Source organism: Burkholderia pulmonis, from assembly GCF_984667975.1.
This window is the reverse complement of record NZ_OZ480186.1, coordinates 2,294,034-2,315,271: the sequence shown is the minus strand read 5'-3', so window position 1 is coordinate 2,315,271 and position 21,238 is coordinate 2,294,034. Positions and strand designations below refer to the sequence as shown.

The 21,238-nt window shown below is 66.2% G+C and carries 21 protein-coding genes; 16 read left to right on the top strand and 5 right to left on the bottom strand.

Annotated features, from left to right (window positions below; translation table 11 throughout):
- The first annotated feature begins 1 nt into the window (after position 1).
- From bamA to AC5LXK_RS10675, 8 genes are all read left to right on the top strand, one after another.
- On the top strand, positions 2-2,311 hold the full coding sequence (gene bamA / locus AC5LXK_RS10710) for an outer membrane protein assembly factor BamA (RefSeq protein WP_493388815.1): 2,310 nt from the start codon (positions 2-4) through the stop codon (positions 2,309-2,311).
- 64 nt (positions 2,312-2,375) lie between these two features.
- Positions 2,376-2,873: an OmpH/Skp family outer membrane protein gene (locus tag AC5LXK_RS10705; RefSeq protein WP_069256978.1), complete on the top strand. Its 498-nt coding sequence runs from the start codon at positions 2,376-2,378 to the stop codon at positions 2,871-2,873.
- A gap of 16 nt (positions 2,874-2,889) precedes the next feature.
- Positions 2,890-3,984 carry a UDP-3-O-(3-hydroxymyristoyl)glucosamine N-acyltransferase gene (gene lpxD / locus AC5LXK_RS10700; RefSeq protein WP_493388814.1) on the top strand — a complete coding sequence of 365 codons (1,095 nt, stop codon included), beginning with the start codon at positions 2,890-2,892 and terminating at the stop codon, positions 3,982-3,984.
- Between the two features lie 129 nt (positions 3,985-4,113).
- Positions 4,114-4,581: a 3-hydroxyacyl-ACP dehydratase FabZ gene (fabZ, locus tag AC5LXK_RS10695; RefSeq protein WP_175845271.1), complete on the top strand. Its 468-nt coding sequence runs from the start codon at positions 4,114-4,116 to the stop codon at positions 4,579-4,581.
- Positions 4,582-4,639: 58 nt separating this feature from the next.
- Complete coding sequence (gene lpxA, locus AC5LXK_RS10690) at positions 4,640-5,428, top strand: acyl-ACP--UDP-N-acetylglucosamine O-acyltransferase (protein ID WP_493388813.1); 789 nt, start codon at positions 4,640-4,642, stop codon at positions 5,426-5,428.
- A 3-nt stretch (positions 5,429-5,431) separates the two neighbouring features.
- Positions 5,432-6,601: a lipid-A-disaccharide synthase gene (gene lpxB, locus AC5LXK_RS10685; protein ID WP_043888491.1), complete on the top strand. Its 1,170-nt coding sequence runs from the start codon at positions 5,432-5,434 to the stop codon at positions 6,599-6,601.
- A complete protein-coding gene (gene rnhB / locus AC5LXK_RS10680; RefSeq protein WP_493388812.1) occupies positions 6,598-7,242 on the top strand; it encodes a ribonuclease HII in 645 nt (214 codons plus the stop codon). The genes lpxB and rnhB overlap by 4 nt, the downstream gene beginning before the upstream one ends.
- On the top strand, positions 7,239-8,021 hold the full coding sequence (locus AC5LXK_RS10675) for a TrmH family RNA methyltransferase (RefSeq protein ID WP_493388811.1): 783 nt from the start codon (positions 7,239-7,241) through the stop codon (positions 8,019-8,021). The genes rnhB and AC5LXK_RS10675 overlap by 4 nt, the downstream gene beginning before the upstream one ends.
- 100 nt (positions 8,022-8,121) lie before the next feature.
- On the opposite strand, the gene ppsR is transcribed toward AC5LXK_RS10675, so the two are convergent.
- Positions 8,122-8,937, bottom strand: coding sequence for a posphoenolpyruvate synthetase regulatory kinase/phosphorylase PpsR (ppsR, locus tag AC5LXK_RS10670; RefSeq protein WP_493388810.1), 816 nt, complete (start codon positions 8,935-8,937; stop codon positions 8,122-8,124).
- Positions 8,938-9,313: 376 nt separating this feature from the next.
- Between ppsR and ppsA the strand changes: the two genes are divergently transcribed.
- The 3 genes from ppsA (at position 9,314) to AC5LXK_RS10655 (ending at position 13,238) form a co-directional block, all read left to right on the top strand.
- Positions 9,314-11,716: a phosphoenolpyruvate synthase gene (gene ppsA / locus AC5LXK_RS10665; protein ID WP_493388809.1), complete on the top strand. Its 2,403-nt coding sequence runs from the start codon at positions 9,314-9,316 to the stop codon at positions 11,714-11,716.
- Between the two features lie 124 nt (positions 11,717-11,840).
- Positions 11,841-12,275 (top strand): NfeD family protein, encoded by a 435-nt coding sequence (locus AC5LXK_RS10660; RefSeq protein ID WP_493391214.1) that lies wholly within the window; start codon positions 11,841-11,843, stop codon positions 12,273-12,275.
- 33 nt (positions 12,276-12,308) lie between these two features.
- Positions 12,309-13,238 carry an SPFH domain-containing protein gene (locus AC5LXK_RS10655; RefSeq protein WP_493388808.1) on the top strand — a complete coding sequence of 310 codons (930 nt, stop codon included), beginning with the start codon at positions 12,309-12,311 and terminating at the stop codon, positions 13,236-13,238.
- Positions 13,239-13,395: 157 nt separating this feature from the next.
- On the opposite strand, the gene smpB is transcribed toward AC5LXK_RS10655, so the two are convergent.
- Entirely contained in the window at positions 13,396-13,842 is a 447-nt protein-coding gene (gene smpB, locus AC5LXK_RS10650) for an SsrA-binding protein SmpB (RefSeq protein ID WP_014896751.1), read from the bottom strand.
- A gap of 99 nt (positions 13,843-13,941) precedes the next feature.
- Between smpB and AC5LXK_RS10645 the strand changes: the two genes are divergently transcribed.
- Both AC5LXK_RS10645 and AC5LXK_RS10640 read left to right on the top strand, forming a co-directional pair.
- The gene (locus tag AC5LXK_RS10645; RefSeq protein WP_493388807.1) at positions 13,942-14,379 is read left to right on the top strand and encodes a type II toxin-antitoxin system RatA family toxin; all 438 of its coding nucleotides are present in this window, start codon (positions 13,942-13,944) and stop codon (positions 14,377-14,379) included.
- Positions 14,380-14,383: 4 nt separating this feature from the next.
- Positions 14,384-14,704 (top strand): RnfH family protein, encoded by a 321-nt coding sequence (locus AC5LXK_RS10640; RefSeq protein ID WP_493388806.1) that lies wholly within the window; start codon positions 14,384-14,386, stop codon positions 14,702-14,704.
- 45 nt (positions 14,705-14,749) lie between these two features.
- Here AC5LXK_RS10640 and AC5LXK_RS10635 read toward each other — a convergent pair whose 3' ends face one another.
- The 3 genes from AC5LXK_RS10635 to AC5LXK_RS10625 form a co-directional block, all read right to left on the bottom strand.
- The gene (locus tag AC5LXK_RS10635) at positions 14,750-15,733 is read right to left on the bottom strand and encodes a DMT family transporter (protein ID WP_493388805.1); all 984 of its coding nucleotides are present in this window, start codon (positions 15,731-15,733) and stop codon (positions 14,750-14,752) included.
- A 120-nt stretch (positions 15,734-15,853) separates the two neighbouring features.
- Positions 15,854-16,540 (bottom strand): Vgb family protein, encoded by a 687-nt coding sequence (locus AC5LXK_RS10630; protein WP_493388804.1) that lies wholly within the window; start codon positions 16,538-16,540, stop codon positions 15,854-15,856.
- 31 nt (positions 16,541-16,571) lie between these two features.
- The gene (locus AC5LXK_RS10625) at positions 16,572-17,792 is read right to left on the bottom strand and encodes a helix-turn-helix domain-containing protein (RefSeq protein WP_493388803.1); all 1,221 of its coding nucleotides are present in this window, start codon (positions 17,790-17,792) and stop codon (positions 16,572-16,574) included.
- 114 nt (positions 17,793-17,906) lie between these two features.
- Here AC5LXK_RS10625 and AC5LXK_RS10620 point away from each other — a divergent pair, with 114 nt between their 5' ends.
- The 3 genes from AC5LXK_RS10620 (at position 17,907) to guaB (ending at position 21,237) form a co-directional block, all read left to right on the top strand.
- On the top strand, positions 17,907-18,671 hold the full coding sequence (locus tag AC5LXK_RS10620) for a DUF899 domain-containing protein (protein ID WP_493388802.1): 765 nt from the start codon (positions 17,907-17,909) through the stop codon (positions 18,669-18,671).
- 20 nt (positions 18,672-18,691) lie between these two features.
- Positions 18,692-19,498: a copper chaperone gene (locus AC5LXK_RS10615; RefSeq protein WP_493388801.1), complete on the top strand. Its 807-nt coding sequence runs from the start codon at positions 18,692-18,694 to the stop codon at positions 19,496-19,498.
- Positions 19,499-19,776: 278 nt separating this feature from the next.
- The gene (gene guaB / locus AC5LXK_RS10610; RefSeq protein ID WP_493388800.1) at positions 19,777-21,237 is read left to right on the top strand and encodes an IMP dehydrogenase; all 1,461 of its coding nucleotides are present in this window, start codon (positions 19,777-19,779) and stop codon (positions 21,235-21,237) included.
- The last annotated feature ends 1 nt before the right edge of the window (position 21,238 follow it).

The following is a 21,238-nucleotide window of genomic DNA, read 5'->3' as shown; positions in this document are numbered from 1 at the left end:
CATGTTGTTCAAACCTCATCGCTTTGTACCTAAGACAGTTGCAGCGGCCGCGCTCGCCGCTCACGGCCTCGCGGCGCATGCAGCGGCACCGTTCGTGGTGCAAGACATCAAGATCGAGGGGCTCCAGCGCGTCGAAGCGGGTTCGGTGTTCGCCTATCTGCCGATCAAGCAGGGCGATACCTTCACGGACGACAAGGCATCCGAAGCAATCCGCGCGTTGTACGCGACGGGCTTCTTCAACGACGTGCGCATCGCGACGCAAGGCAACGTCGTGATCGTGCAGGTGCAGGAGCGTCCGGCCATCGCGTCGATCGACTTCACCGGCACGAAGGAATTCGACAAGGACAACCTGACGAAGGCGCTGCGCGCGGTCGGTCTGGCCGACGGTCGTTATTACGACAAGGCGCTGGTCGACAAGGCGGAGCAGGAGCTCAAGCGCCAGTACCTGACGCGCGGCTTCTACGCGGCCGAGGTCAAGACGACGGTCACGCCGGTCGATGCGAACCGCGTGTCGATCCTGTTCGCCGTGGCCGAGGGCCCGAGCGCGAAGATCCGCCAGATCAACTTCATCGGCAACAAGACGTTCAGCACCGGCACGCTGCGCGACGAAATGCAGTTGTCGACGCCGAACTGGTTCTCCTGGTACACGAAGAACGACCTGTACTCGAAGGAAAAGCTGACGGGCGACCTCGAGGCCGTGCGTTCGTACTACCTGAACCGCGGCTACCTCGAGTTCAACATCGAATCGACCCAGGTGTCGATTTCGCCCGACAAGAAGGACATGTACCTGACGGTCACGCTGCACGAAGGCGAGCCGTACACGGTGTCGGGCATCAAGCTGTCGGGCAACCTGCTCGATCGCGAAGCCGAACTGAACAAGCTGATCAAGATCAAGCCGGGTGATCGCTTCTCGGCCGAAAAGCTGCAGCAGACCACCAAGTCGATCGTCGACAAGCTCGGTGAATACGGCTACGCATTCGCGACCGTCAACGCGCAACCGGACATCGACCAGGCGAACCACAAGGTGAACCTGAACCTCGTCGTCGATCCGAGCCGCCGCGTGTACGTGCGCCGCATCAACGTCGTCGGCAACACGCGTACGCGCGACGAAGTGGTGCGTCGTGAAATGCGCCAGCTCGAGAGCTCGTGGTTCGATTCGAACCGCCTCGCGCTGTCGAAGGACCGCGTGAACCGTCTCGGCTACTTCACCAACGTCGACGTGACGACGGTGCCGGTCGACGGCACGAACGACCAGGTCGACGTGAACGTGAAGGTGGACGAAAAGCCGACCGGCGCGATCACGCTGGGCGCCGGCTTCTCGTCGACGGACAAGGTCGTGCTGTCGGCCGGCGTGTCGCAGGACAACGTGTTCGGCTCGGGCACCAGCCTGTCGGTGAACGTCAACACCGCGAAGAGCTACCGCACGCTGACCGTCACGCAGGTCGACCCGTACTTCACGGTCGACGGCATCAAGCGGATCACGGACGTCTACTACCGCACGTACCAGCCGCTCTACTATTCGACGAGCTCGAGCTTCCGGATCATCAGCGTGGGCGGCAACCTGAAGTTCGGGATCCCGTTCTCGGAAGTCGACACGGTGTTCTTTGGCGTGGGCCTCGAGCAGAACCGTCTCGATGTCGATTCGGCGACGCCGCAGAGCTACAAGGACTACGTGAACGAGTTCGGCCGCGTGTCGAACACCGCACCGCTGACGATGGCCTGGTCGCGCGACGCGCGTGACAGCGCGCTGATTCCGAGCCGCGGTTATTTCACGCAGGCGAACATGGAGTACGGCGCGCCGATCGGCAAGATCCAGTACTACAAGGCCGACGTGCAGGCGCAGTACTACTATTCGTTCTCGCGCGGCTTCATCCTGGGCCTGAACCTGCAGGGTGGCTACGGTAACGGTATCGGCAATTCGTACCCGATCTTCAAGAACTACTACGCGGGCGGTATCGGCTCCGTGCGTGGCTACGAGCCGAGCTCGCTGGGCCCGCGCGACACGACGACCAACGACCCGATCGGCGGTTCGAAGATGGTCGTCGGCAACGTCGAACTGACGTTCCCGCTGCCGGGCACGGGCTACGACCGCACGCTGCGCGTGTTCACGTTCCTCGACGGCGGTAACGTGTGGGGCAATGCGCCGGGCGGCACGAGTACGGGCGCCAACGGCCTGCGCTACGGCTACGGTGTGGGTCTCGCGTGGATCTCGCCGATCGGCCCGCTGAAGCTGAGCCTCGGCTTCCCGCTGCAGAAGCACGAAGGCGACCAGTACCAGAAATTCCAGTTCCAGATCGGGACGGCGTTCTGACCGAACGCATGACAACAGCAACGAGAGGGTAATTTTGCTAACCGGTAAGTTTTCGAAACGAGTGATGTGCGCGCTGACCGTTGCGCTGGCCCTGGGCGCGGCAACGGTGCACGCACAGGACGTCGCCCGCATCGCGGCGGTCAATTCGGATCGGATCCTGCGCGAGTCGGCGCCCGCGAAGGCGGCGCAGACGAAGCTCGAAGCCGAGTTCGCGAAGCGTGACAAGGATCTGCAGGATCTGGCGGCGCGCCTGAAGTCGATGTCCGATTCGCTGGACAAGAACGGCACGTCGCTGTCGGCGGCCGATCGCGCGCAGAAGCAGCGCGATCTCGCCCAGCTCGATACCGACTTCCAGCGCAAGCAGCGCGAGTTCCGCGAAGACCTGAACCAGCGTCGCAACGAGGAACTGGCGGCCGTGCTGGAAAAGGCGAACAAGGTCATCAAGCAGATCGCCGAACAGCAGAATTACGATCTGATCGTGCAGGAAGCCGTGTACGTCAGCCCGCGCATCGACATCACCGACAAGGTGCTCAAGGCGCTTGCGTCCGGCTCGACGAACTGAACGGAGCAGACGACGAATGGCATTGACGCTTGAGGAACTCGTAAAACGGTTCGGCGGCGAGATCGCCGGCGATGCACAGTGCAAGGTGAGCGGGCTCGCACCGCTCGACCAGGCAGGCCCTCAGCAGCTCGCGTTCCTCGCGAACCCGAAGTACCTGTCGCAGGTCGAGTCGACCCGGGCAGGCGCGGTACTGATTGCACCGAAGGATCTGGAAAAGCTGGGCGCGGCCGCTCAAGGCCGTACGGCCGGCCCCCTCAGTTTCATCGTGACGCCGAATCCGTACGCGTACTTCGCGCGCGTCGCGCAGATGTTCATCGATCTGGCCGCGCCGCAGCGCGCAGCCGGCGTGCATCCGAGCGCGACGATCGATCCGGCCGCGAAGGTCGCCGCGAGCGCGGTGATCGGCCCGCACGTGACGGTCGAGGCCGGCGCAGTGATCGAAGACGGCGTGCAGCTCGACGCGAACGTGTTCGTCGGGCGCGGCACGACGATCGGCGCCGGCTCGCACTTCTATCCGAACGCATCGGTGTACCACGGCTGCAAGATCGGCCCGCGCGCGATTGTCCATGCGGGCGCCGTGATCGGCTCCGACGGCTTCGGCTTCGCACCGGACTTCGTCGGCGACGGCGACGCGCGCACCGGCAGCTGGGTCAAGATCCCGCAGGTCGGCGGCGTGACGATCGGCCCGGACGTCGAGATCGGCGCGAACACGACGATCGACCGCGGCGCGATGGCGGATACCGTCATCGAGGAATGCGTGAAGATCGACAACCAGGTCCAGATCGGCCACAACTGCCGGATCGGCGCCTACACGGTGATCGCCGGCAGCGCGGGCATCGCGGGCAGCACGACGATCGGCCGCCACTGCATGATCGGCGGCGCGGCCGGGATCGCCGGCCACGTGACGCTCGGCGACTATGTCATCATCACCGCGAAGTCGGGCGTATCGAAGTCGCTGCCGAAGGCCGGCATCTATACCAGCGCGTTCCCGGCTGTCGACCACGGCGAATGGAACAAGAGCGCCGCACTCGTGCGCAACCTCGACAAGCTGCGCGAGCGCATCAAGGCGCTCGAAGCCACGCTCGCCGCCCAGGGCGGCACGGACGCCTGAGCGCATCATGCGAGACCACGAACCGGGCACGGCCAGCGCAACCGGCCCGGTTTGCCAGAGCGGGCCGCCCGGCGGCCCGCTTCAGCCTTTGCATCACCACCGCGCAGCCTCTGCGTGAGACGAACCATCATGAGCACTGAAAAAATCAATCTCGACATCCACAAGATCCTCACGCTGCTGCCGCATCGCTACCCGATTCTGCTCGTCGATCGCGTGCTCGAACTCGAACCGCACAAAGGGATCAAAGCGCTGAAGAACGTGTCGATCAACGAGCCGTTCTTCCAGGGGCATTTCCCGAAGCGGCCGGTGATGCCGGGCGTGCTGATCCTCGAGGCGCTCGCGCAGGCCGCGGCGCTGCTGACGTTTGCGGAAGAGCCGACGAAGGATCCCGAGAACACGCTGTACTACTTCGTCGGGATCGACGGCGCGCGCTTCAAGCGCGTGGTCGAACCGGGCGATCAACTGATTCTGAACGTGACGTTCGAACGCCACATCCGCGGCATCTGGAAGTTCAAGGCCGTGGCGGAAGTGGACGGCAAGGTGGCGGCGGAAGCCGAACTGATGTGCACGGTCAAGTCGGCCGACGCGGCGCCCTGAGCGACGCGGCACGCATGGGCAACGCAACGCGACACATCACATCGAGAGGCAACGGCGCATGACCAGGATTCATCCCACCGCGATTGTCGAGCCGGGCGCGCAGATCGACGAGTCGGTCGAGATCGGCCCGTACGCGATCGTCGGTCCGCACGTCACGATCGGTGCGCGCACGACGATCGGCTCGCACAGCGTGATCGAAGGCCATACGACGCTCGGCGAGGACAACCGTATCGGCCATTACGCGTCGGTCGGCGGCCGTCCGCAGGACATGAAGTACAAGGACGAGCCGACCCGGCTCGTGATCGGCAACCGCAACACGATCCGCGAATTCACGACGATCCACACCGGCACCGTGCAGGATGTCGGCGTGACGACGCTCGGCGACGACAACTGGATCATGGCCTACGTGCACATCGGTCATGACTGCACCGTCGGCAGCCACGTGATTCTGTCGAGCAACGCGCAGATGGCCGGCCACGTCGAGATCGGCGACTGGGCGATCGTCGGCGGCATGTCGGGTGTCCACCAGTTCGTGCGCATTGGCGCGCACTCGATGCTGGGTGGCGCGTCGGCGCTCGTGCAGGACATCCCGCCGTTCGTGATCGCGGCAGGCAACAAGGCCGAACCGCACGGGATCAACGTCGAAGGGTTGCGCCGGCGCGGCTTCTCGGCCGATGCGATCTCGGCGCTGCGCAGCGCGTATCGTACGCTGTACAAGAGCGGCCTGTCGTTCGAGGAAGCGAAGGTGCAGTTGCGCGAGCTCGCGGAAGCGGGCGGCGACGGCGATGCGCCGGTGAAGGCGCTCGTCGAGTTCATCGACGCGTCGCAACGCGGCATCATCCGCTAAGCGATGCCGCTTCCGACCAATCAGCTCCGGCTCGCGATGGTGGCGGGCGAACCGTCAGGCGACCTGCTTGCAGCGTCGCTGCTCGGCGGGCTGCGCGAGCGGCTGCCCGAATCGGCCCAGTATTACGGGATCGGCGGGCAGCGAATGATCGCGCAGGGCTTCGACTCGCACTGGCAGATGGACAAGCTGACCGTGCGTGGCTACGTCGAGGCACTGGGCCAGATTCCCGAGATCCTGCGGATTCGCGGCGAACTGAAGCGCCAGCTGCTCGCCGAGCGGCCGGACGCGTTCATCGGCGTCGACGCGCCCGACTTCAACTTCAACGTCGAACAGGCCGCGCGCGACGCCGGCATCCCGTCGATCCACTTCGTCTGCCCGTCGATCTGGGCCTGGCGCGGCGGCCGGATCAAGAAGATCGCGAAGTCCGTCGATCACATGCTGTGCCTGTTCCCGTTCGAGCCGGCGATCCTCGACAAGGCAGGCGTCGCGTCGACGTACGTCGGCCATCCGCTGGCCGACGAAATCCCGCTCGAGCCCGACACGCACGGCGCGCGCATCGCGCTCGGCCTGCCTGCCGACGGCCCCGTGATCGCGGTGCTGCCGGGCAGCCGGCGCTCCGAAATCGCGCTGATCGGCCCGACGTTCTTCGCGGCGATGGCGTTGATGCAGCAACGCGAGCCCGGCGTACGGTTCGTGATGCCGGCGGCGACGCCCGCGCTGCGCGAACTGCTGCAGCCGCTCGTCGACGCGCATCCGCAGCTCGCATTGACGATCACCGACGGCCGCTCGCAGGTCGCGATGACGGCCGCCGACGCGATCCTCGTGAAGAGCGGCACCGTCACGCTGGAAGCCGCGCTGCTGAAGAAGCCGATGGTGATCTCGTACAAGGTGCCCTGGCTGACCGGGCAGATCATGCGCCGGCAGGGTTACCTGCCGTATGTCGGCCTGCCGAACATCCTCGCGGGGCGTTTCGTCGTGCCCGAGCTGCTGCAGCATTTCGCGACGCCCGAGGCGCTCGCCGATGCGACGCTCACGCAGCTGCGCGACGACGCGAACCGCCGCACGCTGACCGAAGTGTTCACCGAAATGCATCTTTCGCTGCGGCAGAACACGGCCGCGAAGGCGGCCGAAGCGGTCGTGCGCGTGCTCGAACAACGCAAGGGGCGTGCATGACCGCAGTACGTGCAACACGCCGCCGCACGTCGGGCGACGTGCAGGGCGGTTTCGACTTCAGCCGTCCGGACGAAATCGTCTGCGGCGTCGACGAAGCCGGCCGCGGGCCGCTTGCGGGGCCGGTGGTGGCCGCCGCCGTGATCCTCGATCCGGCGCAGCCGATCGACGGGCTCGACGATTCGAAGGCGCTGTCCGCGAAGAAGCGCGATGCGCTGTACGAGCTGATCGTCGCGCGTTCGCGTGCGTATTGCGTCGCGTCGGCAAGCGTCGACGAGATCGATACGCTGAACATCCTGCATGCGACGATGCTCGCGATGAAGCGGGCCGTCGAGGGGCTGTCCGTCCTGCCGACGCTCGCGCAGATCGACGGCAATCGCTGCCCGACGCTGACCGTGCGCGCCGAGGCAATCGTCAGCGGCGACGCGCTCGTGCCGAGCATCTCGGCCGCGTCGATCCTCGCGAAGGTCACGCGTGACCGCATGCTGGTCGACCTGCACGAACGCTTCCCGATGTACGGTTTCAACGTGCACGCGGGCTACGGCACCGCGAAACATCTTGCCGCATTGCGCGAACACGGCCCATGCGAAGCGCACCGGCGCTCGTTCGCACCGGTGCGTGCGGCATTCGACCTGATTCGATGAAAAGCATCACTTCCCGCGACAACCCGCTGTACAAGCGCCTGAAGGCGCTCGCGGGTTCGACGTCCCACCAGCGCCGCAACGGCCAGGCACTGCTCGAAGGTTTTCACCTCGCGAGCGCCTACCTCGATACGGGCGCGACACCCGAGCTGTGCGTGGCGACCGAGGGCGCGCTCGGCCACGCGGAAGCACAGGCGATCGTCGCGCGCATCGATGCGCAGCGGATCGTCACGCTGCCCGATGCACTGTTCGGCCAGTTGTCGAACGTCGTCAGCGGCGTGGGTTTCCTGCTGCTCGTCGAGCGGCCGGCCCAACCGCTGCCCGAGCGTGTGATGCATACGTCGGTCGTGCTCGACGGCGTGCAGGATGCCGGCAACGTCGGCTCGATCCTGCGCAGCGCGGCAGCCGCCGGCGTGCGCCACGTATTCTGTGCGCCGGGCACCGCCTACGCGTGGTCGTCGAAGGTGCTGCGCTCGGGCATGGGCGCGCATTTCCTGCTGTCGATTCATGAGGACGTCGACGCCGCCGCACTCGCCGAACGTCTCGACGTGCCGGTCGCGCTGACCGATTCGCACGGCGCGCAGGCCGTCTACGACTGCGACCTGTCGGGGCCGGTTGCCTGGGTGTTCGGCAACGAGGGCGCCGGCGTGTCGGCATTCTGGCGCGACGCGGCCACGCATCGCGTGACGATTCCGCAGCCGGGCGGGATGGAGTCGCTGAACGTTGCAGCCGCGGCCGCGGTCTGCCTGTTCGAGCAGGTGCGCCAGCAGCGGCCTGCGTGATGCCGCCCCTAGCGTGCTTGCCGCGCAATGAAAAAAGGCCGCGTTCGACGCGGCCTTTTTGTTTCCGGCGGCGGCGAGGCGGCCGCCAGTGCATCCGTGCTCAGTACGACTGCCGGTCGAGACGGATTTCCTGCAGGATCGTCGTCGCGATTTCCTCGATCGACTTGTGCGTCGACGACAGCCACTTGATCCCTTCGCGGCGCATCATCGCTTCGGCCTCGTTGATCTCGTAGCGGCAGTTCTCGGGTGCCGCGTACTTGCTGCCCGGCCGGCGCTCGTTACGGATCTCGGACAGGCGCTGGGGGTCGATCGACAGCCCGAACAGCTTGTCGCTGTACGGCGCCAGCGCCGACGGCAGCTTGCCGCGTTCGAAATCTTCCGGAATCAGCGGATAGTTGGCCGCCTTCACGCCGTACTGCATCGCGAGGTACAGGCTCGTCGGCGTCTTGCCGCTGCGCGACACGCCGACGAGGATCACGTCGGCTTCCGACAGGTTGCGGTTCGACTGGCCGTCGTCGTGCGCGAGCGAGAAATTGATCGCCTCGATCCGCGTCTTGTATTCCTCGGTGTCCGCGTTCTGGTGGCCGCGGCCCATCGCGTGGCTCGACTTGAGCTCCAGCTCCTGCTCGAGCGGCTCGACGAAACGCTGGAACATGTCGAGCACGAGCGCGTTCGAGCGCTTGACGATGTCGTTGGATTCGCTGTCGACGAGCGTCGTGAATACGATCGCGCGGCGGCCGTCGTGCACGGCGGCCTCGTTGATCTTCTCGACGGTCGCATAGGCCTTGTCGGGCGAATCGACGAACGGCACGCGCACGAGCCGGAATTTCTGGTCGAACTGGGAGAGGATCGAATGCGCGAAAGTTTCGGCAGTGATCCCGGTGCCGTCGGAGACGATGAATACGGTAGGCAGCATGAATCTGGGCGTCGAGCGTGAAGGGCGGTTGCGCGGGCGGCTGGAGGTTCGCCTCCAGACCCAGTGACAAGGTCGCGCCACATCCGGCAGCCGGCACGGTAGAATAGCGGCAACCTGTTGGATAAGCAATTGCGGGGGCAGGGCGCGACCGGCGCCCGTGGCTTGGCCGCTTGATTCCAAAATTCCCGGCAAGTTTGGCGATTTGTCTGCAAATATCGCCCTTCTGCCGGGATTTTTGCAAATCGGGTCGGAAGATTTTCCGCCGCTGCGAGTGTTTATCTAACAGGTTGCGCAAGACGCGCCGCGCTTTTTTGCAAGCGCCCGCGTTCGAGCCCACTTGCGCGATCGAGCATTTTTTTCACACTTAGGGGCTTGTATGACTAACGCAGCAAACGTCGCAAAGGACCAGGCGTATGTAATTCCGTTCGAGCAGTTGCGGATGACCGATGTGGAGATCGTGGGCGGCAAGAATGCGTCGCTCGGCGAGATGATCAGCCAGCTTTCCGAAGCAGGCGTTCGCGTACCCACCGGTTTCGCCACGACCGCGCTCGCGTTCCGCGATTTCCTCAAGCACAACGACCTTACCGATCGCATCGCCAAGCGTCTCGAGTCGCTCGACATCGACGACGTGAAGGCGCTCGCCGAAGCCGGTGCCGAAATCCGTAAATGGATTGTCGACGCACCGATGCAGGCGCGCCTCGAGCAGGAAATCCGCGCGCAGTTCGAAGTCCTGAAGAACGGCTCGCCGGCTGAACTGTCGTTCGCCGTGCGTTCGTCCGCGACCGCGGAAGACCTGCCCGACGCATCGTTCGCCGGCCAGCAGGAGTCGTACCTGAACGTCGTCGGCATCGAAGACGTGCTCGACCGCATGAAGCACGTGTTCGCGTCGCTGTACAACGACCGCGCGATCTCGTACCGCGTCCACAAGGGCTTCACGCACGCCGAAGTGGCACTGTCGGCCGGCGTGCAGCGCATGGTCCGCTCGGACGTCGGCGCAGCCGGCGTGATGTTCACGATCGACACCGAATCGGGCTTCAAGGATGCCGTGTTCATCACGTCGAGCTACGGCCTGGGTGAAACCGTCGTGCAGGGCGCCGTGAACCCGGACGAGTTCTACGTGTTCAAGACGACGCTCGCCCAGGACAAGTATCCGATCATCCGCCGCTCGATCGGCTCGAAGCTGATCAAGATGGAATTCACGCAGCCGGGCGAGCCGGGCCGCGTGAAGACGGTCGACGTCGCGCACGAGCAGCGCAACCGCTACTCGATCACCGACGAGGACGTGATCGAGCTGGCGAAGTACGCGGTCATCATCGAGAAGCACTACCAGCGTCCGATGGACATCGAGTGGGGCCGTGACGGCCGCGACGGCAAGATCTTCATCCTGCAGGCACGCCCGGAAACGGTAAAGAGCCAGGCAACCGGCAAGGCCGAGCAGCGCTTCAAGCTGAAGGGCCAGTCGCAGGTGCTGGCAACGGGTCGCGCGATCGGCCAGAAGATCGGCGCGGGCCCCGTGCGCGTGATCCAGGATCCGTCGGAAATGGAACGCGTGCAGCCGGGCGACGTGCTGGTGGCCGACATGACCGACCCGAACTGGGAGCCGGTGATGAAGCGTGCAGCCGCGATCGTCACGAACCGCGGCGGCCGCACCTGCCACGCGGCGATCATCGCGCGTGAGCTCGGCGTGCCGGCAGTCGTCGGCTGCGGCGATGCGACCGACATCCTGAAGGACGGCGCGCTCGTCACGGTGTCGTGTGCGGAAGGCGACGAAGGCAAGATCTACGACGGCCTGCTCGAGACGGAAGTTACGGAAGTGCAGCGCGGCGAACTGCCGGAAATCCCGGTCAAGATCATGATGAACGTCGGCAACCCGCAGCTCGCGTTCGACTTCTCGCAACTGCCGAACGGTGGTGTCGGCCTCGCGCGTCTCGAGTTCATCATCAACAACAACATCGGCGTTCACCCGAAGGCGATTCTCGAGTACCCGAACATCGACCAGGACCTGAAGAAGGCGGTCGAGAGCGTTGCGCGTGGCCACGCGTCGCCGCGCCAGTTCTACGTCGACAAGCTGACGGAAGGTGTCGCGACGATCGCGGCGGCGTTCTATCCGAAGCCCGTGATCGTGCGTCTGTCCGACTTCAAGTCGAACGAGTACAAGAAGCTGATCGGCGGCTCGCGTTACGAGCCGGACGAGGAAAACCCGATGCTGGGCTTCCGCGGCGCGTCGCGCTACATCGCCGAGGACTTCGCGCAGGCGTTCGAGATGGAGTGCCGTGCACTGAAGCGCGTGCGTGACGAGATGGGCCTGACCAACGTCGAGATCATGGTGCCGTTCGTGCGTACCGTGAAGCAGGCGGAGCGTGTCGTCGGCCTGCTCGAGAAGTTCGGCCTGAAGCGCGGCGAAAACGGCCTGCGCCTCGTGATGATGTGCGAAGTCCCGACCAACGCGATCCTCGCTGAAGATTTCCTGCAGTTCTTCGACGGTTTCTCGATCGGCTCGAACGACCTCACGCAGCTCACGCTCGGCCTCGACCGCGACTCGGGCATGGAACTGCTGGCCGTCGACTTCGACGAGCGGGACCCGGCCGTCAAGTTCCTGCTGAAGCGTGCGATCGATACCTGCCGCAAGATGGGCAAGTACGTCGGTATCTGCGGCCAGGGCCCGTCCGATCACCCGGATTTCGCGCAATGGCTGACCGATGAAGGCATCTTGTCGATCTCGCTGAACCCGGACACGATCATCGAGACGTGGCAGGCACTCGCGGCCAACCGGAAGTAACGGCCGGTAATGCGTCTTCGGCGAAGGAGCGGCCCGGTCGCTCCTTCAATGAAGGCAAAATGCAAGGTTCATGCTATAAACACCCCGGTGAGCACCGGGGTGTTTTCGTTTGCAGGAGACCATAATCATGTCGGGGCATCTGTTCTGGTGGATCGGGGTGGGCGTGCTGGTCGTCGCCGAGTTGCTGACGGGCACGTTCTATCTGTTGATGATCGCGCTCGGCTTTCTCGCGGGCGCGCTGTTGCAGCTGGCCGGTTTCGCGCCGCACGTGCAGTTCGGCGCGGCGGCCGCGGTCGCGATCGTCGCGATGATCGTGCTGCGCCGTTCGGGGCTCGGCCGCAAGCAGAAGCGCGACACATCGACGAATCCGGACGTCAATCTCGATATCGGCTCGACCGTCACGGTCGATGCGTGGCGTGACGGCCGCGCACGCGTGCAGTATCGCGGTGCCGACTGGGACGTCGAGCTCGCGGACGGCGAGCGCGACGATGCGCGCATGTATCAGGTCAGTGCCGTGCGCGGCAATTGTCTCGTGGTCGTGGCGAAACCCGCGGGCTGATCGTCCGCTGATACAACAAGGAGGGAATACTTCATGGATTCGCTGATCATCTGGGTTGTCCTGCTCGTCATCGCGATGGTAATCGTGTCGAAGACGGTGAAGATCGTGCCGCAGCAGCATGCATGGGTGCTCGAACGCTTCGGGCGCTATCACGCGACGCTGTCGCCCGGTCTGAACATCGTGCTGCCGTTCGTCGATCGCATCGCGTACCGGCACATACTGAAGGAAATTCCGCTCGACGTGCCGAGCCAGGTCTGTATCACGCGCGACAACACGCAGCTGCAGGTCGACGGCGTGCTGTACTTTCAGGTGACCGATCCGATGAAGGCGTCGTACGGGTCGAGCAACTTCGTGCTGGCGATCACGCAGCTCGCGCAAACCACGCTGCGCTCGGTGGTCGGCAAGCTCGAACTCGACAAGACGTTCGAGGAGCGCGACTTCATCAACCACAACATCGTGTCGGCGCTCGACCAGGCCGCGGCGAACTGGGGCGTGAAGGTGCTGCGCTACGAGATCAAGGACCTGACGCCGCCCAAGGAAATCCTGCACGCGATGCAGGCGCAGATCACCGCGGAGCGCGAGAAGCGTGCGCTGATCGCCGCGTCCGAGGGCCGCAAGCAGGAGCAGATCAACCTCGCGTCGGGTGCGCGCGAAGCGGCGATCCAGAAGTCCGAAGGCGAGCGGCAGGCCGCGATCAACCAGGCGCAGGGCGAGGCTTCCGCGATTCTGGCGGTGGCCGAGGCGAACGCGCAGGCGATCCAGAAGATCGCGAACGCGATCCAGTCGCAGGGCGGGATGGATGCGGTGAACCTGAAGGTCGCCGAGCAGTATGTCAACGCGTTCTCGAACCTCGCGAAGCAGGGCAACACGCTGATCGTGCCGTCGAACCTGTCGGATCTCGGCACCGCGATCTCGTCGGCGCTGACGATCGTCAAGAACGCGTCGACGCCCGCGAAGGGCTGAGCTGCGCGTTATCCGGTGCGTCGACCGCCGCCGCGCACGATCGGCGTGCGGCGAATCGTCGCGCAGCCGGGCAATCGGCAGGCGCGATTCAGGTAGTCCAAAGCAACACGGCCCGCTTCGAGCGGGCCGTGTTGCTTTGCGACGGGCGTGACGGGCGTCAGGTGCCGGCGCGCATGATGCGCGCCTTCTCGCGTTCCCAGTCGCGTTTCTTCTCGGTTTCGCGCTTGTCGTGCAGCTTCTTGCCCTTCGCGAGCGCGATGTCGCACTTCACGCGACCGCCCTTGTAGTGGAAGTTCAGCGGCACGAGCGTGTAGCCACGCTGCTCGACCTTGCCGATCAGTTTCTTGATTTCCTCGCGGTGCAGCAGCAGCTTGCGCGTGCGAACCGGGTCGGGCGTGATGTGGGTCGAGGCTTCGGGCAGTGGGCTGATATGGGTACCGATCAGGAAGATCTCGCCGCTCTTCACGACGACGTAACCTTCCCGGATCTGGCCGCGCCCGGCGCGCAGCGCCTTGACTTCCCAGCCCTCCAGCACGAGCCCCGCCTCGTAGCGTTCCTCGATGTGATAATCGAAGTGCGCTTTCCTGTTGTCGATGATGCTCATGAAAGGATCGGGCCAACTCGTTTAAAATCACGATTTTAGCAAAGCGGGGCGGGAATCGCCCGGCTTGGCGTTTCCACTTTCAGCGATGCCGCGCGATTTATGGCAGATGTCCAGAAAACCGTATTGATCCGTCATTCGGCGGAACAGATGTTCGACCTCGTCACCGACGTGGCCGACTACCCCAATTTCCTGCCCTGGTGCGGCGGCGTCGAGATTCGCCGTCAGGACGAGAGCGGGATGGAAGCACGCATCGATATCAACTTCAAGGGCATCAAGCAGCATTTCGCGACGCGCAACACGCAGCAGCGCCCGACGCGGATCGACATGGAGTTCACGGACGGCCCGTTCAGGAAATTCACGGGCTCGTGGCGCTTCACCGCGCTGCGTGCCGATGCGTGCAAGATCGAGTTCTCGCTGCACTACGAGTTTTCGAGCATCCTGCTCGAGAAGATCATCGGGCCGGTGTTCAGCCACATCGCGAACACGTTCGTCGATTCGTTCGTGAAGCGCGCGGACCAGCGCTACGGGAAGGGGTGACGCGATGCTGTCGATCGAAGTCTGCTACGCGTTGCCGGACCGCCAGACGCTGATTCCGTTGTCGCTGCCCGAAGGGGCGACCCTCCGCTCGGCCATCGACGCAAGCGGCGTGCTCGCGCTGCACCCCGAGATCGATCTCGCGCAGGCGAAGACGGGCGTGTACGGCAAGCTTGCGTCGCTCGATGCGCCGCTGGCCGACCACGATCGCGTCGAGATCTACCGCCCGCTGATCGTCGATCCGAAGCTGGCGCGCCAGCGGCGCGTCGACAAATCCCGCCGCGGCTCGATTGAGGGCCGCAAGTGGATGCACAAGGACGCGCGCTGACGCGTCCCTCGTTCCGATTCGTCTGACCAAACGCCGCGGTGCTCGTCAGTGGGCCGCGGCGTTTGCGTTTGGCGGCGCGTTGTCCGGCGTGTTGCCGCCGGCCGGCGTGTCGCCGTGCTGTCGCACCGAGCCGTACACGCCGGCGAGCAGCAGCACGAGCGCCGCGATTTCGAGCGTGCGCGGCATCCGCTGGTCGTACACGAACGCGTACAGCATCGCGAACACGGTTTCGAACACGATCAACTGGCCCGACAACGTAAGCGGCAGCCGCTTCGACGCGGCATTCCACAGCCCGTTGCCGAGCCACGACGCACCGATCGCGAGCACGAGGTTCAGCAGCCAGAACAACTGCCAGCGCGATGCCGGGACTGCCGCCTGCACCGTTTCCGCCGGCAGCGCGAGGATCCCAAGCCAGCAGAGCCCGCCGATCAGGCCCGTCACGACACCCCACAGCACCGACCATTCGTTGCCGCCGAAGCGATGATGGCGTTGCAGGTAGCGCGCGTTCGCCACCGCGTACCAGGTCCAGCTCGCCAGCGCGCCCGTCGCGCAGGCGATGCCCGCGAGCTTCTGGGCGAGCGTCGTTGCGTGCGCGGCTTCGGACGTAAACAAATCGACGTTGATGCAGACGATGCCCGCGATCACCAGCGCGAGCGGGGCGGCCAGCCGCCGCAGCGGCACGGCGCCGTGGTCGCCGAGGCCCGCGAGCGTGACGGTCACCGGCAGCACGCCGACGATCAGCGAGCTGGGCGCGATGCCGATCAGGTGTACGGCGCCGGACAGCAGCATGTAGTACGCGACGTTGCCGACGACGGCGAGCTTCACGAGCGCGACGAGATCCTCGCGGGTCAGCCGCGCGAGCAGCGAGCGGGCCGCCGGCAGCGCGGCCGCGACCGATACGAGGCCGTACATCGCATAGCGGCCGGCGCTCAGCAGCAGCGGCGAGAAATCGGTCAGCAGCCGCGGAACGAGAAACACCATGCCCCACAGGGCGCCTGCCAGGACACCATAAACCACGCCGCGCTGCATCGACTGCTCCGAACAAAAGACTGATGTGCGCGCATCTTAGCGACGCCGTCGCGGCGGCGTCTTGTTCATTCCTGCACTCGGGGCGTGGCGAACGCCAGCGCGGTTTCGACGGACGGCGAATCAGTCGTCTGCAGAATCGGATGCTGCCGTCGTGCCGTCGCCTGCTGCCCGCGAGCGCGCCGGGCGCCGTACGGTGCGCAGCTTGCCGCTGTTGCCGCCGCCGCAGTAGAAGCGGTCGTGGCCGTCGGATTCGAGCCCCGATATACCGACGCCGGGCGGCATGTCGACCTGCTCGAGCACCTCGCCCGTGCGCGGATCGATGCGCCGCAGGTCGCTCTGGTCGGCTTCCCACGTGCCGTGCCACAGCTCGTCGTCGACCCATGTCACGCCGGTGACGAAGCGGTTCGACTCGATCGTGCGCAGCACCGCGCCCGATTGCGGATCCACCTGATGAATCTTGCGTTCGCGGTACTGGCCGACCCACAGCGTGCCTTCGGCCCACGCGAGCCCCGAATCGGCGCCGCCGCCGGGCGCGGGGATCGTCGCGAGCACGCGGCCCGATTCGGGGTCGATCTTCTCGATGCGATCCTCGACGATCTGGAACAGGTGGCGGCCGTCGAACGCGGTGCCCGCGTGCGCGGTCACGTCGAGCGAACGGACGGTCGTGCCGCGCTCGGGATCGAGCGCATTCAGCTTGTCGCCGGACGCGTACCACACGTGCTGTCCGTCGAACGTGACGCCGTGCACGCCGTCGACGCCCGGAAACGGGCCGTATTCGTGAAGGATGTCTGCCGTGGAGCGTTTCATGTTCGTCACCTCGTCGTTCGATGCGGTCATCCTAATCTCCCGGCATCGCGACAGGGAGTAACAAGGTCGTCGCGAAACCGGGCAGCGGTGGCGTCATCCAGCGGCGCGCGCGGCCGCGGCCGAGTGCCTGCACCTTGCCGGTTTCGGCGAGCGCGTCGAGTGCGCGCTGCACGGTGCGCTGGCTCGCGCCGAGCGCGAGCGCCAGCGCGGAGCTCGACCATGCTTCGCCGTCGGCGAGCAACGCGAGCACGGCCGCGTGGCGATCGTCGACCGGGCGTGCGAGGACGACGGCTTCGCGCACGCCGAGCGGTTCGAGCGCGAAGCCGCGCGGTGTCGCGACGACGTTCGCGAGCGGGCGCAGCACCGCGCGCAGCCGGCCGATTTCTACGCGCAGCCGCGCGCGATGCGATTCGTCCGCATGTTTCGCGCGGAACGCGGCGGCGACGAGCGCGTTTCTCGATACGTCGGCCGGCCAGGCCTCGCCCAGCGCGCGGGCGAGCACGAACAGCACCGGGCGGCGCGCGAGCGATACGGTCGTGCGTGCATCGCGCACCGCGTGGCGGCACGCATCGACGACGAGCGCATTCGACTCGAACAGCGTCTCGACCTCGTCGAGCTGGACGAGCCGCGATGTGCCGCGGGCGATCAGTCGCGCGGCCGGGGTGTCGAGTACGCGCGCCGCGGTGTCGACCTCGGCCGTCAGCGCGGCGATCCCGGCGTCGCGGGCGGCGGCCCGCGCACGGGCGAGCGCCGCACGGGCCGCATGGGTGCGGATGCGGCGCATCGCGATGCCGGCCGCGATCAGTTCATGGGCGGCGCGCGACGCGGGCGGCAGCGGCGCAGGATCGAGCGTTGCGAGCCGCTGCTCGGCCTCGTCGAGCTGACCGATCAGCAGCAGCCGGCGCACGCCGAGATAGCGGGCATGCGCGGCATTCGCGCGGTCGCCGTGCGCGTCGAGCGTCGCGCCGGCCGCATCGAGCGCGCGCGTCGGCCAGCGCAGGTCGCGAGACGCGAGCGCGATCTCGGCCTCCGCGACGACACAGCGTGCCCGCGCGACGGCTTCCCTGGTGCCGAACGCACGGGCGGCGCTGCGCACGAGCGTCCGCGCGCGCTCGAAATCGCCGAGCTGCGCCATTGCGATGCCGCGCAACGCGAGCGCCGGCGCATCGTCGCGCAGCGCGACGCGGTTCAGCGCGCCGAGCGCGTCACCGGCCGCGAGCGCGCGCGCGGCCGCGGTGATCAGCGAATCCATCCGAATCCCGACACACTTGTCACTCCCTCTGGTCCGATGCCGGCCACTAATCTAGCACCACGCACACGGCACCGTACGCCGTGCCCGGATACCCATCGGAAGGAGGCACCCGCAATGACGACCCATCTCACCGGAACCCGCGACGAATGGCTGGCCGAACGCCGCGCGCTGCTCGACGCGGAAAAGGCGTTGACGCGGCAAAGCGACGAACTCGCGCGACGGCGCCAGGCACTGCCGTGGGTGCGCATCGACAAGACCTACCGGTTCGACACCGAGGACGGGCAGGCGACGCTCGACGACCTGTTTCGCGGCCGTTCGCAACTGCTCGTCTATCACTTCATGTTCGGCCCCGATTACAAGGCGGGCTGCCCGTCGTGCTCGGCGATCGCCGACGGTTTCGACGGCTTTGCCGTGCATCTCGCGCACCACGACGTGACGCTCGCCGCCGTGTCGCGCGCGCCGCTCGCGAAGCTGCGCGCGTACCGGGAGCGGATGGGGTGGACGTTCCCGTGGGCGTCGTCGGTCGGCAGCGATTTCAACTTCGACTTCAACGTGTCGTTCACCGAAACGCAGCAGCGCACGGGCGACGTCGAATACAACTACGCGCGCGCCGGCCATGCGCTGGACATGGTGCCGGCGCCGGCGCCCGTCGTGCAGTTCGCGGCGACGTGCGGCACCGATGCGGCCACGTATTCGCTCGACCGGCCCGGGTTGAGTGCGTTCGTGCGCGAGGACGGTGCGGTTTATCACACGTATTCGACCTACGCGCGCGGGCTCGACGGGCTGTGGGGGATGTACCAGTGGCTCGATCGCGCGCCGCGCGGTCGCAACGAGGACGGCCTGTGGTGGCGCCGTCACGACGAGTACGCGCGCGGTTGAGCGCGGGCCGGGAGCGTGCGATGACTCGGCTGGCAACCGGTGACGGCGGCCCCGATCCGCGGGCATTCGCCGTGACGATCGTGGCCGTGTTTGTCGCCGCCGCGATGGCGACACTGGCGCAGCACGCGTCGATGGCCGCGATGGGGGGAGAACCGATGCCCGGTGGCTGGATGGCCTCGGCCGCATGGTTGAGGCCGTGCGGCCGGGGCGCCGGCCGCGCATTCACGGCGTTCGCCGGAATGTGGGGCGCGATGACCGTGACGATGATGCTGCCCGTGCTCGCGCCGATGCTCTGGCGATATCGTCTGAGCATCGGTCCGCAGGCGGCGGCGCGTTCGGCCGGGCTCGTCGTCGTTGCGGGTGCCGGATATTTCTCGGTGTGGATGGCGCTTGGAGCGCTCGTGTTTCCGGCGGGTACCGCGCTGACGGCCGCTGCCGCCCGGCTGCCGGCGCTGGCCTGCGCGCTTCCGTTCGCGGCGGGCGCGGTCGTATTCGCTGCGTGCATCCTGCAATTCTCCGGATGGAAGGTGCGGCGGCTGGCGTGCTGCCGGCACGCGACGACCCGTATGCCCCGGCCGCGTGCGACTGCCGGGGCAGCATGGCGGCACGGCGTGCGGGCCGCCATGCATTGCAGCGCCTGTTGCGGAAACCTGATGGCGGTCGCGCTGGCTGCCGGCATGATGGATCTGCGCGTGATGGCTGCCGTGACGGTTGCAATCACCGCCGAGCGCGTGGCGCCGGCCGGCTGGCATGTTGCACGGATCGTCGGCTGCGTGACGGTCGGAGGCGGTATCGCGATGCTCGTTCGCGCGGCCGGGCTGCTGTAGGGCCGGGTGGGCAGGCCGGTCCGGCACGTTGGCGGGCCGCGCTTCACGGCCGCCACTAGCGTCGCGCGGACTGGCCGCAACGGGCGAACAGGCCGTTTGGCCGCCCGGTGTGCGAATGGCCCGATGCAGAGGTGAAACGAAAGGCGATCGAAAACGAACCGAACGGCGATCCGAACGATTCGGCCCCCGAACGGCCGAAACCGGCTAAGCCGTTGTTCGTGTTGTGAAAATTCGCGGCGCTTCGCGTATAATTCGCTTTTGCGCCCATAGGATTTGCCATGCGTCTGATCCAAAAAGCACTCACTTTCGATGACGTGCTCCTCGTTCCCGCCTTTTCCGACGTTCTCCCGCGCGACACCAGCCTCAAGACCAAGCTGACCCGCAACATCTCCCTGAACATGCCGCTCGTGTCCGCCGCGATGGACACGGTCACCGAAGGTCGCCTCGCGATCGCGATGGCGCAGCAGGGCGGCGTCGGTATCGTCCACAAGAACCTCACGCCGGCCGAACAGGCTCGCGAGGTCGCGAAGGTCAAGCGTTTCGAGTCGGGCGTCGTCCGCGACCCGATCACGGTGCCGCCGCAGATGAAGGTGCGCGACGTGATCGCGCTGTCGCGCCAGCATGGCATCTCGGGCTTCCCGGTCGTCGAAGGCCCGCAGCTCGTCGGTATCGTCACGAACCGCGACCTGCGTTTCGAAACGCGCCTCGACGAGCCGGTCAAGTCGATCATGACGCCGCGCGAGCGCCTCGTCACGGTCAAGGAAGGCACGCCGCTCGCCGAAGCGAAGGCGCTGATGCACAGCCACCGCCTCGAGCGCGTGCTGGTCGTCAACGACGCATTCGAACTGCGCGGCCTGATGACCGTCAAGGACATCACCAAGCAGACCGAGCACCCGGACGCGTGCAAGGACGAACACGGCAAGCTGCGCGCGGGCGCGGCGGTCGGCGTCGGCGAGGACAACGAAGAGCGCGTCGAGCTGCTGGTGCAGGCCGGCGTCGACGTGATCGTCGTCGATACCGCGCACGGCCACAGCAAGGGCGTGCTCGAGCGCGTCCGCTGGGTCAAGCAGAACTTCCCGCACGTCGAAGTGATCGGCGGCAACATCGCGACGGCTGCCGCCGCGAAGGCGCTGGTCGAATACGGCGCGGACGCGGTCAAGGTCGGTATCGGTCCGGGCTCGATCTGCACGACGCGAATCGTCGCCGGTGTCGGCGTGCCGCAGATCAGCGCGATCGCGAACGTCGCGGAAGCGCTGAAGGGCACGGGCGTGCCGTGCATCGCCGACGGCGGCGTGCGCTTCTCGGGCGACGTGTCGAAGGCCCTCGCGGCCGGCGCGAATGCCGTGATGATGGGCAGCATGTTCGCGGGCACCGAAGAGGCGCCGGGCGACGTGTTCCTGTACCAGGGCCGACAGTACAAGTCGTACCGCGGCATGGGTTCGGTCGGTGCGATGAAGGACGGCGCGGCAGACCGCTACTTCCAGGACAACTCGGCGAACATCGACAAGCTCGTACCGGAAGGCATCGAAGGCCGCGTCGCGTACAAGGGTTCGGTCAACGCGATCCTGTTCCAGCTGGTCGGTGGTGTGCGCGCCAGCATGGGCTACTGCGGCTGCCGCTCGATCGACGAGCTGCACGAGAAGGCCGAATTCGTCCAGATCACCGCAGCGGGCATGCGCGAGTCGCACGTGCACGACGTGCAGATCACGAAGGAAGCACCGAACTATCACGTGGACTGAT

Coding starts and splice junctions, on each gene's coding strand:
- bamA (WP_493388815.1), top strand. CDS start 2: ATGTTGTTCAAACCTCATCGCTTTGTACCTAAGACAGTTGCAGCGGCC.
- AC5LXK_RS10705 (WP_069256978.1), top strand. CDS start 2,376: ATGTGCGCGCTGACCGTTGCGCTGGCCCTGGGCGCGGCAACGGTGCAC.
- lpxD (WP_493388814.1), top strand. CDS start 2,890: ATGGCATTGACGCTTGAGGAACTCGTAAAACGGTTCGGCGGCGAGATC.
- fabZ (WP_175845271.1), top strand. CDS start 4,114: ATGAGCACTGAAAAAATCAATCTCGACATCCACAAGATCCTCACGCTG.
- lpxA (WP_493388813.1), top strand. CDS start 4,640: ATGACCAGGATTCATCCCACCGCGATTGTCGAGCCGGGCGCGCAGATC.
- lpxB (WP_043888491.1), top strand. CDS start 5,432: ATGCCGCTTCCGACCAATCAGCTCCGGCTCGCGATGGTGGCGGGCGAA.
- rnhB (WP_493388812.1), top strand. CDS start 6,598: ATGACCGCAGTACGTGCAACACGCCGCCGCACGTCGGGCGACGTGCAG.
- AC5LXK_RS10675 (WP_493388811.1), top strand. CDS start 7,239: ATGAAAAGCATCACTTCCCGCGACAACCCGCTGTACAAGCGCCTGAAG.
- ppsR (WP_493388810.1), bottom strand. CDS start 8,937: ATGCTGCCTACCGTATTCATCGTCTCCGACGGCACCGGGATCACTGCC.
- ppsA (WP_493388809.1), top strand. CDS start 9,314: ATGACTAACGCAGCAAACGTCGCAAAGGACCAGGCGTATGTAATTCCG.
- AC5LXK_RS10655 (WP_493388808.1), top strand. CDS start 12,309: ATGGATTCGCTGATCATCTGGGTTGTCCTGCTCGTCATCGCGATGGTA.
- smpB (WP_014896751.1), bottom strand. CDS start 13,842: ATGAGCATCATCGACAACAGGAAAGCGCACTTCGATTATCACATCGAG.
- AC5LXK_RS10645 (WP_493388807.1), top strand. CDS start 13,942: ATGGCAGATGTCCAGAAAACCGTATTGATCCGTCATTCGGCGGAACAG.
- AC5LXK_RS10640 (WP_493388806.1), top strand. CDS start 14,384: ATGCTGTCGATCGAAGTCTGCTACGCGTTGCCGGACCGCCAGACGCTG.
- AC5LXK_RS10635 (WP_493388805.1), bottom strand. CDS start 15,733: ATGCAGCGCGGCGTGGTTTATGGTGTCCTGGCAGGCGCCCTGTGGGGC.
- AC5LXK_RS10630 (WP_493388804.1), bottom strand. CDS start 16,540: ATGAAACGCTCCACGGCAGACATCCTTCACGAATACGGCCCGTTTCCG.
- AC5LXK_RS10625 (WP_493388803.1), bottom strand. CDS start 17,792: ATGGATTCGCTGATCACCGCGGCCGCGCGCGCGCTCGCGGCCGGTGAC.
- AC5LXK_RS10620 (WP_493388802.1), top strand. CDS start 17,907: ATGACGACCCATCTCACCGGAACCCGCGACGAATGGCTGGCCGAACGC.
- AC5LXK_RS10615 (WP_493388801.1), top strand. CDS start 18,692: ATGACTCGGCTGGCAACCGGTGACGGCGGCCCCGATCCGCGGGCATTC.
- guaB (WP_493388800.1), top strand. CDS start 19,777: ATGCGTCTGATCCAAAAAGCACTCACTTTCGATGACGTGCTCCTCGTT.